Source organism: Burkholderia torrens, from assembly GCF_984668525.1.
Genome location: NZ_OZ480213.1, coordinates 973,510 through 988,704 on the forward strand (window position 1 = coordinate 973,510; position 15,195 = coordinate 988,704).

At 66.4% G+C, this 15,195-nt stretch carries 11 protein-coding genes; 8 read left to right on the forward strand and 3 right to left on the reverse strand.

The annotated features are described in order from the left end of the window. The first annotated feature begins 149 nt into the window (after window positions 1-149). From AC5LXX_RS34655 to dctA, 6 genes are all read left to right on the forward strand, one after another. Entirely contained in the window at window positions 150-1,091 is a 942-nt protein-coding gene (locus AC5LXX_RS34655) for a LysR family transcriptional regulator (protein ID WP_493413694.1), read from the forward strand. A gap of 74 nt (window positions 1,092-1,165) precedes the next feature. Further along, on the forward strand, window positions 1,166-2,572 hold the full coding sequence (tcuA, locus tag AC5LXX_RS34660) for an FAD-dependent tricarballylate dehydrogenase TcuA (protein ID WP_493413695.1): 1,407 nt from the start codon (window positions 1,166-1,168) through the stop codon (window positions 2,570-2,572). Next, window positions 2,559-3,761 (forward strand): tricarballylate utilization 4Fe-4S protein TcuB, encoded by a 1,203-nt coding sequence (tcuB, locus tag AC5LXX_RS34665; RefSeq protein WP_493413696.1) that lies wholly within the window; start codon window positions 2,559-2,561, stop codon window positions 3,759-3,761. Before tcuA ends, tcuB begins: the two co-directional genes overlap by 14 nt. A 66-nt stretch (window positions 3,762-3,827) precedes the next feature. After that, window positions 3,828-5,144 carry an MFS transporter gene (locus tag AC5LXX_RS34670; protein WP_493413697.1) on the forward strand — a complete coding sequence of 439 codons (1,317 nt, stop codon included), beginning with the start codon at window positions 3,828-3,830 and terminating at the stop codon, window positions 5,142-5,144. 90 nt (window positions 5,145-5,234) lie between these two features. Further along, window positions 5,235-6,158 carry a LysR family transcriptional regulator gene (locus AC5LXX_RS34675; protein ID WP_493413698.1) on the forward strand — a complete coding sequence of 308 codons (924 nt, stop codon included), beginning with the start codon at window positions 5,235-5,237 and terminating at the stop codon, window positions 6,156-6,158. 34 nt (window positions 6,159-6,192) lie between these two features. Next, window positions 6,193-7,521 (forward strand): C4-dicarboxylate transporter DctA, encoded by a 1,329-nt coding sequence (dctA, locus tag AC5LXX_RS34680; RefSeq protein WP_493413699.1) that lies wholly within the window; start codon window positions 6,193-6,195, stop codon window positions 7,519-7,521. A 25-nt stretch (window positions 7,522-7,546) separates the two neighbouring features. On the opposite strand, the gene AC5LXX_RS34685 is transcribed toward dctA, so the two are convergent. From AC5LXX_RS34685 to AC5LXX_RS34695, 3 genes are all read right to left on the reverse strand, one after another. Next, entirely contained in the window at window positions 7,547-8,329 is a 783-nt protein-coding gene (locus AC5LXX_RS34685; protein ID WP_493413700.1) for a substrate-binding domain-containing protein, read from the reverse strand. A 55-nt stretch (window positions 8,330-8,384) separates the two neighbouring features. Beyond that, window positions 8,385-9,680 carry an MFS transporter gene (locus AC5LXX_RS34690; RefSeq protein WP_493413701.1) on the reverse strand — a complete coding sequence of 432 codons (1,296 nt, stop codon included), beginning with the start codon at window positions 9,678-9,680 and terminating at the stop codon, window positions 8,385-8,387. Window positions 9,681-10,060: 380 nt separating this feature from the next. Then, window positions 10,061-11,599, reverse strand: coding sequence for a methyl-accepting chemotaxis protein (locus AC5LXX_RS34695; protein ID WP_493413702.1), 1,539 nt, complete (start codon window positions 11,597-11,599; stop codon window positions 10,061-10,063). 238 nt (window positions 11,600-11,837) lie between these two features. Between AC5LXX_RS34695 and AC5LXX_RS34700 the strand changes: the two genes are divergently transcribed. Continuing rightward, window positions 11,838-13,358: a GGDEF domain-containing protein gene (locus AC5LXX_RS34700; protein WP_493413703.1), complete on the forward strand. Its 1,521-nt coding sequence runs from the start codon at window positions 11,838-11,840 to the stop codon at window positions 13,356-13,358. 138 nt (window positions 13,359-13,496) lie between these two features. After that, the gene (locus AC5LXX_RS34705; RefSeq protein ID WP_493413704.1) at window positions 13,497-15,083 is read left to right on the forward strand and encodes a methyl-accepting chemotaxis protein; all 1,587 of its coding nucleotides are present in this window, start codon (window positions 13,497-13,499) and stop codon (window positions 15,081-15,083) included. Window positions 15,084-15,195: the final 112 nt, after the last annotated feature.

The window sequence follows — 15,195 nt, forward strand, 5'->3', positions numbered from 1 at the left end:
GAAATGGCCGCGCCGAGCGGCGCCGCCTGCTGCTCCCGCAACGCACAAAGTCGTTCCGGCGGCGCTCCACGTGGTCGGCGGACGCGATTCGCCCCACCGGCGCCTCGTCGGCTGCGACAATACGGCGGCTGAGTCAATTCGAGGTGTCGATGGAACTGAGGCAACTGCGCTATTTCGTCAGCGTCGTGGAACACGGCAGCATGGGCAAGGCCGCGCTGGAGCTGGGCGTGGTGACGTCCGCCCTGAGCCAGCAGATCAGCCGGCTCGAGAGCGAGTTGTCCACGCGCCTGCTGCAACGCACCTCCACGGGCGTCGTTCCGACGGACGCCGGTCTCGCGTTCTGGAGACAGGCGCAACTCGCGTTGCGCCACGTCGACGATGCGGCGCTTGCCGCGCGTCAGGCGCGCCTGTCGGGGCACGTCAGCGTCGGTCTTGCGCCCAGCACGACTGGCGTACTCGGACTCGCGTTCATGCAGGCGATGCGACAGCGCTATCCCGATGTCCGGCTGCGCATGGTCGAGAGCCTGTCGGGCTATCTCGGCGCGATGCTGAGTGCGCGGCAAATCGACCTCGCGATCCTGTTTCGTGAAGAACCCGCGCAGCGCTGGAGCGTGATGCCGTTGCTCGACGAGCATCTGTTCGTGATCGGCGCCCCCGGCCTGCCGGGCATGCCCGCCGGACCGCACGTCCATCTGGCGCACCTCGGCGCCGTGCCGCTGATCCTGCCGAGCGGCCCGCATGGCCTGCGCGCATTGCTGGAGGTCGCATTCGCGCGCACCGGCTTCACCCCGCACATTGCCGCCGAAGTCGACGGCCTCGCGATGTTGATGGATGCGGTGCGCGGCGGGCTCGGTGCGACCATTCAACCGGGCGCGGCGCTCGCGCGGCTGGAAAACGCCGCGCTCGCGAGCGTCCCGGTCGCGGATGCCCAGGCGACGAGGCCGAACCTGATCGCGAGCGTCTCCGACGACGAGTTGTCGCCCGCCGGGCTCGCCGCGCGGGTCGTCCTCGCCGACGTGGCGCGCGAGATCGTTGCGGCAGGCGGGTGGCCCGGCGCCACACTGCGCGAGCCGCCTCTTCACAAAAACTGAAGACGTGTTGCCGCTCCGCTGATGGCGGCATGCGAGGCCGATCCGTAGAGTGCGTCTCAAAGGAGACAACTCAGATGGTCGATGTTCTCGTAATCGGCGGCGGCAACGCGGCGCTGTGCGCCGCATTGATGGCGCGCGAAGCCGGCGCCTCGGTGCTGCTGCTCGAAGCGGCGCCGCGCGAATGGCGCGGCGGAAACTCCCAGCACACCCGCAACCTGCGCTGCATGCACGACGGCCCGCAGGACGTGCTGGTCGGCGCCTATCCGGAAGAAGAGTACTGGCAGGACCTGCTGAAGGTCACGGGCGGCATCACGAACGAGGCGCTGGCCCGGCTCGCGATTCGCGCGTCGGCGACCTGCCGCCCGTGGATGCGTGCACATGGCGTGCGGTTTCAGCCGCCGTTGTCCGGCGCACTGCACGTGGCGCGGACCAATGCATTCTTCATGGGCGGCGGCAAAGCGCTCGTGAACGCGTATTACCGCAGCGCCGAAGCGCTCGGCGTACAGATTCGCTACGACACGCCCGTCGACGCAATCGAGCTCGACGGCGAACGTTTCGTCGCCGCGCGTAGCGGGAGCCGGCGCTTCGAGGCGCGCAGCTGCGTGCTGGCGGCGGGCGGCTTCGAATCCAACCGCGAATGGCTACGTGAGGCGTGGGGACAAAACGAGCGTGGCGAGTGGCCCGCCGACAATTTCCTCATCCGCGGCACGCGGTTCAACCAGGGCGTCCTGCTCAAGGCGATGCTCGACGCCGGCGCGGATGCGATCGGCGATCCGTCGCAGTCGCATTGCGTCGCGATCGACGCACGCGCGCCGCTCTACGACGGCGGCATCTGCACGCGGATAGATTGCGTATCGCTCGGTATCGTCGTCAACCGCGATGCGCAGCGCTTCTACGACGAAGGCGAAGACTTCTGGCCGAAGCGTTACGCGATCTGGGGCCGCCTCGTCGCGCAGCAGCCGGCGCAGACCGCCTACTCGATCATCGATGCAAAGGCCGTCGGACGCTTCATGCCGCCGGTATTTCCGGGCACCCGCGCCGATTCGCTGCCGGAACTCGCGCGCCGGCTGGACCTGCCCGAACGTGCGTTCGTCGACACGCTGCGCGCGTACAACGCCGCATGCCGGGCAGGCACATTCGATCACACGGCGCTCGACGACTGCCGCACCGAAGGCATCCGTCCCGCGAAAACCCACTGGGCACGCCCGATCGATACGCCGCCCTTCTTCGGCTACGCACTGCGTCCCGGCATCACGTTTACGTATCTCGGGCTGAAGGTCAACGAACGCGCGCAGGTCCATTTCGGCGGACGGCCGAGCGGCAACCTGTTCGTTGCCGGCGAGATGATGGCCGGCAACGTGCTCGGCAAGGGCTACACGGCAGGCGTCGGGATGTCGATCGGCACCGCGTTCGGACGGATCGCGGGCACCGAGGCGGCGAAGGCCGCGCAAACGACTGGAGTTCAACGTGCACAATATTGAAGAACACCTTCGCGACGCCCAGGCGCTCGCGCCCGTCGGCCGGCCGTCGAAACGCGCGAGCGGTGCCGACGTGATTCGCATCGTGCCCGTCACCGACAACGAAGCGGAAGTCGCGCGCCAGATGCAGATCTGCAATGCATGCCGCTACTGCGAAGGATTTTGCGCGGTCTTTCCTGCGATGGCGCGCCGGCTCGATTTCGCGAAGGCGGACGTCAACTACCTGGCCAACCTGTGCCATAACTGCGGCGCGTGCTATCACGCATGCCAATATGCGCCGCCGCATGAATTCGCGGTGAACGTGCCGAAGGCGATGGCGCAGGTCCGCGTCGATACGTATGCCGAGTATGCGTGGCCCGCCGCGATGGGCAAGCTCTACAGGCGCAACGGCCTGACCGTCGCCCTCGCGCTGGCAATCGGCCTGGCGCTGTTCCTGATGCTCGGCGTCGCGATGCACGGCTCGCTGCTGAACGGCCCGTCGGGCGGCCGTTTCTATGCGGTCTTTCCGCACAACCTGCTCGCCGCGATGTTCGGCGCGGTGTTCGGCCTCGCCGTGCTGGCGCTCGGGGTCGGCGTGACGCACTTCTGGCGCGACGTGTCGTCGGGCACGGCAAGCATGCCGGCGGTTGCCGAAGCGGCGAAGCACGCGCTCGCGCTGACCTATCTCGACGGCGGCCACGGCGACGGCTGCAACGAGGCCGACGATGCATTCACGCTCGCGCGGCGCCGGTTTCACCACTTCACGTTCTACGGCTTCATGCTGTGCTTTGCCGCCACGCTCGTGGCGACCTTCTATCACTATGCGCTGGACCTGCACGCGCCGTACGCGTTCCTGAGCCTGCCCGTGCTGCTCGGCACCGCCGGCGGGATCGGTCTGCTGATCGGGCCTGCCGGCCTCTTGTGGCTCAACCTGCGGCGCGACCCCGCGCGGACCGATCCGGCACAACGCCCGATGGACCGCGGCTTCATTGCGCTGCTGATGCTCGTGAGCGCGTCGGGACTGGCGCTGCTCGCGTGGCGCGACAGCAGTGCGATGGCGATACTGCTCGCCGTTCATCTCGGCATCGTGATGGCGCTCTTCGCAACGTTGCCGTACGGAAAATTCGCGCACGGCATCTTTCGCTGCGCGGCACTGCTCAAGTCATCGATCGAAAAGCGCCAGGCCAATCGCCTGCAACTCGGCTCGGACTGAATCGGGCCACACGAAGCAGCCCGGCTTCCGGGCCGCTTCGCACAATACATCCAACGGAGACACCCCATGCATCCCTCACCGTCAACCGCGCCGGACGGCACGGCCGCAGGCACGTCGAAGCTCGGCGCGGTCCTGCGCGTGACCAGCGGCAATTTTCTCGAGCAGTTCGATTTCTTCCTGTTCGGCTTCTATGCGACCAGCATCTCCCGGGTCTTCTTTCCGGCGGCAAGCGAGTTCGCGTCGCTGTTGCTGACGTTTGCCGTCTTCGGCGCCGGTTTCCTGATGCGCCCGCTCGGCGCGATCGTGCTCGGCGCATACATCGACGAAGTGGGAAGACGCAAAGGCCTGATCGTGACGCTCTCGATCATGGCGAGCGGCACGATCCTGATCGCGTGCGTGCCGGGGTACGCGACGATCGGGCTTGCCGCCCCGGCGCTGGTGCTGCTGGGACGCCTGCTGCAAGGCTTCTCCGCGGGTGCCGAGCTGGGCGGCGTGTCGGTCTATCTCGCGGAAATGGCCACGCCCGGGCATCGCGGCTTCTATACGAGCTGGCAGTCGGCAAGCCAGCAGGTCGCGATCGTCATCGCGGCGGCCCTGGGCTATCTGCTGAACCATCTGCTGACGAGCCAGGAAATCGGTGCATGGGGCTGGCGCATCCCGTTCTTCATCGGCTGCGCGATCGTTCCGGTCATTTTCCTGCTTCGCCGGACGCTGCAGGAAACGGACGAATTCAAGGCGCGCACCCATCATCCGCGTGCACGCGAGGTATTCGCGACGATGCTGCGGAACTGGCGCACGGTGTTGGCCGGCATGCTGCTCGTCGCGATGACCACGACGACGTTCTACCTCATCACGGTCTACACGCCGACGTTCGGCAGGGCCGTCCTGAAACTGTCCACGGCGGACAGCCTGATCGTCACGCTGTGCGTGGGCGTATCGAATTTCTTCTGGCTGCCGGTCGGCGGTGCGCTGTCGGACCGCATCGGCCGCAAGCCGATTCTCGTCGCCATCGCCGTCGCGGCCATCGTGACGTCGTATCCCGCGCTCGCGTGGCTTTCATCCGCGCCCAGCTTCGGCCGCATGCTGGCCGTGCTGCTGTGGCTCTCCTTCTTCTTCGGCATGTACAACGGCGCCATGGTCGCGGCGCTGACCGAAATCATGCCCGCCAGCGTCCGCGTGGCCGGATTCTCGCTTGCATTCAGCCTCGCGACCGCGGTCTTTGGCGGCTTCACGCCCGCGGTGTCGACCTACCTGATCGAGGTGACGGGCGACAAGGCCGCGCCCGGCTACTGGCTCAGCTTCGCCGCATGCTGCGGGCTGCTTGCAACGCTGTCGCTGTATCGCAAGGGCGGAGCGGCGCGGCGTTCGGCCTCACCTGCGTAAGCCGCGCAGCACGGCCCACCTTCATCGCAGCACGGTCATGCCGGCAGAATCGTGCACAATACGCCGCATCTGACAGGCGGAGACCGGCCCGTGGCAATCAACTTCGATTTAACCGACTTGCAGGCGTTTCGCGCGGTAGTGGAAATGGGGAGTTTCCGCAAGGCCGCGGAGGCGGTCAGCCTCTCCCAGCCTGCCTTGAGTCGCCGGATCGACAAGCTCGAGGACGCGCTCGGCGTGCGCCTCTTCGAGCGCACCACACGCAGCGTCACGCTCACCACCGTCGGCCGCGTGTTCGCCCAGAGTGCCGAGCAGCTGCTCGACGATCTCGACGCAGCCCTGCTCGGCATTCGCGACGTTTCGTCGAGCCGACTGGGCCATGTGACCATCGCGTGCGTTCCGTCGGTGGCCTACTACTTTCTGCCCACCGTCATCGCGAGCTATCATCAGCGCTTTCCCCGCATCCGGGTCAAACTGCTCGACGCGAGCGCGAACGAGGTGCTGGGCGCCGTGATCAGCGGCGAGGCCGATTTCGGCGTGAGCTTCATGGGCAGCCAGGAAGCCGAGATCGAGTTCAAGGTGTTGCTGCAGGAGCGGTTCGTTGCCGCCTGCCGCCGCGACCACCCGCTCGCGCGCAAGAAGCGCGTGACCTGGAGCGAACTTTACGAGCACGACTACGTGTCGGTGGACAAGACTTCCGGTAACCGTCTGTTGCTCGACCAGGCGCTGGCCGCCGTGGCGCCGCGCGGGCCGAGCGTCTGCGAGGCGCGCCACGTCACGACGCTGCTCGGATTGATCGAGGCGGGGCTCGGCGTCGCCGCCGTGCCCTCGATGGCGATGCCCGGGCACGACCATCCGATTCTCACGAGCGTGCCGCTCGTCGAACCGGTCGTCAAACGACGCGTGGGGATCGTGAAACGACGCGGAAGGCCGCTCACGCCGGCCGCCGAAGCGTTTCACCGGATGGTCATCGACGCGAAGCGCGGCGGTATCGCAAGCGGCAGCGCACCGGTGTGACAACGACAAAGAAAATGCGAAGGAAGACGGGACAGTGAGGTTGGCCAGGCTGCTTAGATCGCTTTACGTGCAGGTCCTGCTCGCGATGATGCTCGGCGTGACCGTCGGTCACGTTTGGCCGGCGGCAGGCGCCATGCTCAAGCCCCTCAGCGATGCGTTCGTCGGGCTCGTGCGGATGACCATCGCGCCGATCGTCTTTTGCACGATCGTATCGGGCATCACGTCCCTGGCGAGCGGGCAGGCAATCGGCCGGACGATCGTCCGGGCGCTGGCGCTCTTCTATCTGCTGACCGCCGTCGCGCTCGCGATCGGACTCGTCACGGCGTTCGTGCTGCAACCCGGCGCCGGCATGCACATCGACGTGCACCATCTCGATTCGAGCGTCATCGCCCAGTATGTGAAGCATGCGCAGCCGCCTGGGCTCGTGGCCTTCGGGCTGAGCGTGATCCCCGATACGATGCTCGGCGCGTTCGAGAAAGGCGAGGTGCTGCCGGTGCTGCTGCTGTCGCTGCTGTTCGGCTTCTCGCTGAACGCACATCCGCAGGCCGGCCGGCCCGTTCTTGCGCTGATCGACGGCGTCGGCCAGATTGTCTTTCGCGTGCTCGCGATGATCATGCGGCTCGCGCCGCTCGGCGCATTCGGCGCGATGGCTTTCACGGTGGGCCGCTTCGGGATCGGCTCGGTCGGCTCGCTTGCGAAGCTGATGTTGTCCTTCTACGTGGCATGCGCGCTGTTCGTCGCGCTGGTGCTCGCACCGCTCGCGCGGCTGCACGGCTTCGCGCTGTGGCGGCTCTTGCGCTACATGCGCGAGGAGTTGCTCATCGTCCTGGCGACGTCCTCGTCGGAGCCCGTCCTGCCGCGCCTGATCGTCAAGCTGGAGGCGCTCGGTTGCGACAAGGGCGTCGTGGGGCTCGTGCTGCCGGCAGGCTACTCCTTCAATCTGGACGGTACGGCGATCTACCTGACGCTCGCGGCGCTGTTCATCGCGCAGGCGTGCGACGTGCCGCTCTCCGCGTCGCAGATCGCGGTGATGCTCGCGATCATGCTGCTCACGTCGAAGGGCGCGGCCGGCGTGTCCGGCAGCGGACTGGTTGCGCTGGTCGCCACGCTCGTCGTCATGCCCGACCTGCCCGTCGCCGGCGTGGCGCTGCTGGTCGGCATCGACCGCTTCCTGTCCGAGGCACGCGCGCTGACGAGCGTGATCAGCAATGCCTGCGCGGTGATCTTCGTTTCGTTGTGGGAAGGTGCGTGTGATCGTGCGCGTCTTGCGCAGAAGCTCGCCGCAGTCGGGCCGGTATCCGCGGACGGGGCCAATGCAGACGATTCCGCCGGCGATGCCGACGGTGACGGGAAGGCTGTCTGACGCAAGCCTTCCCGCCGATCGACGCTCAATGAGCGGAAACGGAATCCAGTCCGGTCGATTTCACGTCGGCCTGCACGTCGGGCGACGCGAGATAGTCGAGCAGCGCCTTCGCTTCCTGCGGATGCTGCGCGCCGACGGGGATGCCGGCAGCGAAGCGCGTGACCGACTGCAGCGGCTCGGGAATCTTGCCGACGAAGGTCGCCCCCTTGACGGGCAGCAGCTCGCTGACCTGCTGGAAGCCGATTTCGTAGTCGCCGTTCGCGACGACCGACGCCACCGGAATCCGCGGAATCATCTTCGCCTTCGACTTCACCTGTTCCTCGATGCCGAGCTTCTTGAACAGCTCGCGCTCGATATACACACCGCTCGCGCTATCCGAGTAAGCGATCGACTTCGCGTGCAGCAGCACCTCCTTGAGGCCTTCGGCGGTGCTGATGTCGGGCTTCGCCGCGCCGTCGCGCACGACCATGCCGATGCGCGAGTCGGCCAGCTCGACGCGCGAGCCGGGGATGACCTTGCCTTGCTTAATCAGGTCGTCCAGCGCGTAGCCGACCATGATGACGGCGTCGGCGGGCTCGCCGCGCGCGAGGCGGTTCGGAATCGCCTCGGGTGACTTGCCCATCGACGGGCCGAGCGCCGTCGCGAGCGAATTGCCCGTCGTGGACGCGAACCGCGGGCCGAGCACCTTGTAGGCGGCGGTGAAGCCGCCCGAGCTCATCACGTGCAGTTCGGCGGCCTGTACGTTGGCCGCTACCGCCGCAGTGGCGACGAGCGCGGTCGCGCAGCATTTCAGGAGCAGATTTCTCATGGTCGTGGTCATGCGGATGCGTGGGTGGGAGTGAACGTTCCGGATGGGCCTGGCATCAATGCGCCGGCGTCAGCGTCGTTGCGTGGCGACGATAGAGGGCAAACGTCGCGAGCAGCGCGCACACCGCGGCGAAACTCATCCAGTAGCCCGGTGCGGCCTTGTCGCCCGTCATGTGAATGAGCCCGGTCGAGATGGCCGGCGTGAAGCCGCCGAACACGGCCGTCGCGAGGCTGTAGGCGAGCGAGAAGCCCGCGACACGCACCTGTACCGGCATCACTTCCGTCAGCGCGACGACCATCGCACCGTTGTAGATCCCGTACATGAACGAGAGCCACAGGAGGACGATCAGCATGTTCGCGAACGACGGCGCGTGAGCGAGGAACGAGAGCGCCGGGTAGGCGGTCAGGACGGTGAGCACCGTCATGCCGACCAGCAGCGGCCGGCGGCCGATCCGGTCGGACAATGCGCCGCCGATCGGCAGCCACACGAAGTTCGACACGCCGACGCAGAGCGTCACGAGCAGGCTGTCGGCGGTGCTCAGATGCAGCACCGTCTTGCCGAAGGTCGGCGCGTAGACCGTGATCAGATAGAAGCTCGTGGTGGTCATCGCGACCAGCATCATGCCCGCGATCACGACGCCCCAGTTCTGGACCAGCGTACCGAACACTTCCTTCATGCCCGGACGATGCTTGCGCGCCTTGAACTCCTGGGTTTCCTCGAGGTTGCGACGCAGCATGAAAATGAACGGCACGATCATGCAGCCGACGAAGAACGGCACGCGCCATCCCCAGGCGGCGATCTGCGATGCGCTCAGCCACTGATTGAGCGCGAAGCCGAGGGCCGCCGCGATGACGATCGCCACCTGCTGGCTGGCCGATTGCCAGCTCGTGAAGAAGCCCTTGCGGCCGGGCGTCGCCAGCTCGGCCAGATAAACCGACACGCCGCCCAGTTCCGCGCCCGCGGAGAAGCCCTGCAGCAGCCGGCCGATCAGCACGAGCACGGGCGCGAGCAGCCCGATCGTCGCATAGCCCGGCACGAACGCGATCAGGATGGTGCCGCTCGCCATGATCGACAGCGTCACGATCAGGCCCTTGCGGCGGCCGACCTCGTCGATGTACGCGCCCAGCACGATCGCGCCCAGCGGCCGCATCAGGAAGCCGGCGCCGAACACGGCGAAGGTCATCATCAACGATGCGAACTCGCTTTGCGCGGGGAAGAAGACGTTGGCGATCTGCGTGGCGTAGAAGCCAAACAGAAAGAAGTCGAACTGCTCGAGAAAATTGCCGGCCGTGACGCGAAAGATCGCGGCGGCCTTCGAGCGTTCGGCCGGAAGGCTGGACGAGGGGTGCATCTGGGTGTCTCCTGAAAATCCTGGAATACGCGGGTGGGGCTGGTCGATTGTCGTTTTCCGGCATGTTCCCTCGATGCCGGCCAAACGATAAGTGCAATTTTTGGAAGAATTGATGTTTATTCGTTATCAATCGGCGCGCCGACGGCGCGCGGTGCCGGTTTCCGGTCCTGGCTCCTGGCTCCTGGCGGCAGAGCGCCCCCGTGCTGGGCGTGGCCGCCTGCGCGCTGTGCCGTAGTCGGGGAGGCGCCCCGTTTGTGGCGCGCCGGGTCGCCACGACACGCCTGCTTTTTCAACGTGCCCGATCGACCGCTCGAGAACGATCCGGGCCTGCGCGGCTCATCGCCCGCGCACGCCCCGATTCTTTCGTCGAAATCCGCGGATCAGGTGCCCAGCCGGAAAACCGACACCGCGGCCCTCAGCCGCGCCGCCTGTTCATCCAGCGACGAAGCGGCCGCGGCAGCCTGCTCGACGAGCGCGGCATTCTGCTGGACGACCTCGTCCATTTGCGACACGGCCTTGCTGACCTGCTCGATACCGGTGCTTTGCTCGGCGGAGGCCGCCGAGATCTTGCCCATGATCCCGGCAACCTGGTCGATCGACCGGACGATCTCCGTCATGCGCGTCCCCGCAGCCGCGACGAGCCGACTGCCGCTGCCAACCCGCTCGACCGACGCCTCGATCAGACCCTTGATATCCTTTGCCGCCGCGGCGCTGCGCTGGGCAAGCGAGCGCACTTCCGAGGCCACGACCGCGAACCCGCGCCCTTGCTCGCCGGCTCGCGCCGCTTCGACGGCCGCATTGAGCGCAAGGATGTTCGTCTGGAACGCGATGCTTTCGATCACGACGGTGATGTCGGCGATGCGCGTCGACTCGTCCGAAATCTGCCGCATCGTTTCCACGACCTCCTGCACGGCGCCGCCGCCGAGCTCGGTCGCCGCTTTGGCACGGGTCACGAGCGCATTCGCATGATGCGCATGCTCGGCATTCTGTTTGACCGTCGAAGTGATCTGTTCCATGCTGGCCGCCGTTTCCTGCAGCGACGCCGCCTGCTCCTCCGTGCGCTGCGACAGGTCCAGGTTGCCTTGCGCGATCTCCCCGGTGCCGACCGCGATCGAATGGCTCGCGGCCTGGATCTCGGCGATCGTGTCGGTCAGCCGCGACTTCATTTCGCTCAGCGCCACGAGCAAGCTTCCCGGCGCGGCCTTCGCCGCATCGAACTCGACGTCCAGCTCGCCGGCCGAGATGCGGGCCGCAATGCCCGTCGCATGGGCAGGCTCGCCGCCCAGCGTGCGCATGACGCTGCGCAGCACACCCCACGCGATCGCCCCCAGCACCACGGAGATGGCAAGCGCAATGGCACCCAGTATCAACGCGAGCCGCGTGAAAGCCGCATTGATGTCGTCGTAGAAAAAGCCCGTGCCGATCCACCAGTCCCAGTCGGGAATGGCGACCACCCCCTGGAGTTTCGGCTCCAGGTCCGCTTCGGGACTGCGCTTGATCAGTACGTCGACGAGCGCGAAATGGGCCTGTGCCATCCCCGCGCGGTATGCCTCGCTATCGGTCATGCCGAGGGTCGTGCGGTTTCCCTTGGCCCGGGTGCCGATGAACTTCGCGTTCGGATGCACCAGATTGACGCCGTCGGATGTCGTGACCCAGTAGTAGCTGCGCGTATCCGCGTTGAGCGCCGACAACGCGGCTTTCGCCTGCTGCTGGGCCTGCTCCCGGGTAAGCGCGCCGCTCGCCTGCAATGCGCGGTAGGAATTGACCAGATGTTCGGCTTTCGTCAGGAGAATGACGATCTCTTCGCGACGGCTGTCGATCAGCGCATCGCGCAACGTATGCAGCGACAGGGCGGCAAGCAACACGATGCCGGTCAGCGCGGCGGCGACGAGCATCATCAGTTTCGTGGACAATTTCATGCAGGGGACTCGCGACGTTAACCATTTGGTACAGATATCGGCCGAGACGGCCTCATCTTGAATGGCATCCCGTTGGTAATTACCCTCGATTCGGGCGCACACGTTTGCGCCCCTTCGGGCGGCGCCACACGCGTCGACCGGTTGCCACGCCGGCCTCGATTTTTGGTTAACCATGCCGTTAACTCGGATTTGACCCGCGCCGGAGCAATGTCTGCCGGCTTCCCACACGAGCGCGAGCATGGCCGCATTCACTTCGATCGAGAAAATTGCCGACTGGGCCGGACGCAACCATCTTGCCGTCGGTGCGTTGGGCACGCTGATGTCGCTCGCCGCGCTCGCAATCAGTGCGGCAACGCTGTGGGCCGCCCGGAGCGAAGTCGTCGAGCATGCGCATGAGACGTCGCGCAACGTCGCGGCCGTGCTCGCGAGCCAGATCGGGAGGACGGTCGAAACGTCGAACAACGCGCTGGTGGCGCTGGCTGCCGACCTCGGCAAGCCCGCCGTGCAGCGCATGGACGCCGGGTTGCGGCACGACCTGCTGTTCGAGCGCACCGCGGCCCAGTATCTCACCGGCATGGGCGTGACCGACGAGCGCGGCCAGTTGATCGACGGATGCTGCGGCACGACCCATCGCTGGGACTTCAGCGATCGCGACTACTTCAAGGTCCATCGCGACGCGGACAACGTCGGCCTCTACGTGTCCGGAGCGTATCGCGCACGTTCGCGCGGCGGCAAGGAATCCATCGCGCTGTCGCGCCGCATCGAGCGGCCGGATCATACGTTCAACGGGATCGCAGTCGTCGCCATCGATCTCGCCTATTTCGAGCACCTCCTGTCCCGCCTCGATGTCGGCCCGAACGGTGTCAGCGCGATTGTGCGCGCGGACGGCACGATCCTCGCGAGAAACCCGTCGTTGAACGACGGCCAGATGAACCACCTGCGTCGCTCGAAATCCTTCGAAAGGATGGTGAACAGCGAATCGGGCTTCTATCCCGCGCGCTCGAGCATCGACGGGATCCTGCGGCTGTATACATACCAGCGGATCCCGGGCACGCCGCTGATCGCCGTCGTCGCGCCGGCCGAGCACGACGTGCTGGCGGGCATTACACGCCTGTCGTGGACGGTCGGCGTATCGGCTACCGTGATCAGCACGCTGTTCTGCGCGGTGGTCTGGCTGCTTGCGTTTGCGCTGCGGGACAACCAGCGCAAGCAGACGCTGCTGATGGACCTCACCCGGACCGATCCGCTGACGGGCCTGCGCAACCGCCGCGCGCTCGATATCGCGCTGGCCGACGAATGGGAACGGCTGCAACGGGGCAGCCACGGCAGCCTGTCGATCCTGTTCATCGATGCCGACCACTTCAAGCAGTACAACGACCTGCACGGCCACGCCAAGGGCGACACGGCGCTGCGCTTTCTCGCCGAATGCATCCGCACGCACACGCGGCGGCGCGGCGACCTCGCCGCGCGCTACGGCGGCGAGGAGTTCGTCGCGGTGTTGCCCGATACGGACGAAGCCGGTGCCGCGCGGGTTGCCGAGGCGATCCGCCGCGAAGTCGAGCGCAACCGGCTCGACGGGTTTGCGGAAACCGTGCCGCCCTTCACCGTCAGCATCGGCTGCACGACCGGCCATCGTGCACGCCCCGCATCCGTGCACGCGCTGTCGCATCAGGCGGACATGGCGCTTTATCGGGCGAAGCGCGAAGGCAGAAACCGGGTGTGTTGCTCGGAACCGGAGCCGTTCGCCCGCTCGGCATGACGAACGCGGGTCGCAGCCAGATTATTTTTTGCCGGCAGGTTACTCGCAAACGATTGCCCCAGGCCGCCGCCCTAAATTGTTCATTCACCGTTCCGATAATAAGGAAAACTATTTGATACCAACGAATGGAATATCCCCATGAATGATCGACGGTTAACGGTTCGCACGAAGCTGATCATGGCTTTCGGACTTCTTACGTGCATGGTTGTGCTCGTCTCCCTCCTCGGCATCGTATCGCTCGGCAATGCGAACGCGGCATTCGAGAATTACGTCAACGGCACCAACGCCCGCGCGAACCTGGCGGACAAGATTCGCTTCGCGGTCGATCGGCGCGCGATCGCCGCCCGCAACCAGGTGCTCGCGGCCAGCCCGCGCGACGCGGACATCGAGAAGGAGGCGGCACTGCAGGCCGACCGCGAAGTCGGCGCGCTGATGGGCGAACTGACGAATGCGGTGCGCGAGGGGAGCGGCGCGTCCGACAAGTCTCGCGAACTGGTTCGGCAAATCGGGGCGGTCGAGGCGCAGTACGGCCCCGTGGCGCGCGCCATCGTCGACGCGGCGGCGAACAACCGGCGCGATCAGGCGGTCACGATGATCAACGAACAGTGTCGACCGCTGCTGGCCCAGCTCGTCGCGGCCACCGACACGTATGCAACTTACTCGCGCACGATGGCCGACCAACTGGTGAAGGAATCGAACGACCGTTATACCTCGCGACGACTGATGCTGATCGCCATCTGCATCGCCGCCGCTGCGGCAGCCGCGATCTCGGGTCTGTTCATCACCCGCGACCTGCTGCGCTCGCTGGGCGCGGAGCCTGCCGCGCTCAGCGACATCGCGCGCCGTATCGCCGCCGGCGATCTCGGCACCGAATCCACGACCGGCGCTGCGCCGGTCGGCAGCGTGCTGGCTTCCATGCGGGAAATGCAGGCCAACCTGGTCCGCCTGATCTCGGAAATGCGTACGGCATCGGGCAACGTCGCGACGGGGGCCGCCGAGATCGCGTCCGGCAACCAGGATCTGTCGTCCCGCACGGAGCAGCAGGCCGCGTCGCTGCAGGAAACGGCGTCGAGCATGGAGCAATTGACGTCCACCGTGCGCCTGAACGCCGACAACGCGCAGCAGGCGAGCGGGCTGGCCGACAACGCATCGGAGGTCGCCCAGCGCGGCAGCGCGGCGGTCGGGCTGATGGTCGACACGATGACGGACATCAGCACCAGTTCCACCAAGATCGGCGAGATCACCGCGATCATCGAAGGAATCGCATTCCAGACCAACATCCTCGCGCTCAACGCCGCCGTGGAGGCCGCCCGTGCCGGCGAGCAAGGCCGTGGCTTCGCGGTGGTGGCCAGCGAAGTCAGAAGTCTCGCGCAGCGTTCGTCGAACGCCGCGAAGGAAATTCGCGAGCTGATCTCGCAATCGGTCCGGAAAATCCAGGACGGCTCGCATATCGCGAACAACGCAGGCGATACGATGAGCCAGGTCACGCACGCGATCTCCCGCGTGACCGACATCATGGGCGAGATCGCCGCCGCGTCGAACGAGCAGAGCCGCGGCATCGAGCAGGTCAACCTGGCCATCACGCAAATGGATGAAGTCACCCAGCAGAACGCGGCGCTCGTCGAACAGGCCGCCGCCGCATCGAAATCGCTCGAAGAACAGGGAAGCCGGCTTGCCGAGGCCGTCTCGCTGTTCCGGCTCGACGCGCGCCCGGCCGGCGCGTAGCGATTCGACTCGCGGCCAGGGTTGCGCGACGGGCGCATCGAACCGGCGCCCGTCATGTTCAGTATCGGAAATTAACCAGATAGTGGGAATTTTCGCGCGCCAACGATGACGC

Coding starts and splice junctions, on each gene's coding strand:
- AC5LXX_RS34690 (WP_493413701.1), bottom strand. CDS start 9,680: ATGCACCCCTCGTCCAGCCTTCCGGCCGAACGCTCGAAGGCCGCCGCG.
- tcuA (WP_493413695.1), top strand. CDS start 1,166: ATGGTCGATGTTCTCGTAATCGGCGGCGGCAACGCGGCGCTGTGCGCC.
- AC5LXX_RS34655 (WP_493413694.1), top strand. CDS start 150: ATGGAACTGAGGCAACTGCGCTATTTCGTCAGCGTCGTGGAACACGGC.
- AC5LXX_RS34705 (WP_493413704.1), top strand. CDS start 13,497: ATGAATGATCGACGGTTAACGGTTCGCACGAAGCTGATCATGGCTTTC.
- AC5LXX_RS34670 (WP_493413697.1), top strand. CDS start 3,828: ATGCATCCCTCACCGTCAACCGCGCCGGACGGCACGGCCGCAGGCACG.
- AC5LXX_RS34685 (WP_493413700.1), bottom strand. CDS start 8,329: ATGAGAAATCTGCTCCTGAAATGCTGCGCGACCGCGCTCGTCGCCACT.
- AC5LXX_RS34700 (WP_493413703.1), top strand. CDS start 11,838: ATGGCCGCATTCACTTCGATCGAGAAAATTGCCGACTGGGCCGGACGC.
- AC5LXX_RS34695 (WP_493413702.1), bottom strand. CDS start 11,599: ATGAAATTGTCCACGAAACTGATGATGCTCGTCGCCGCCGCGCTGACC.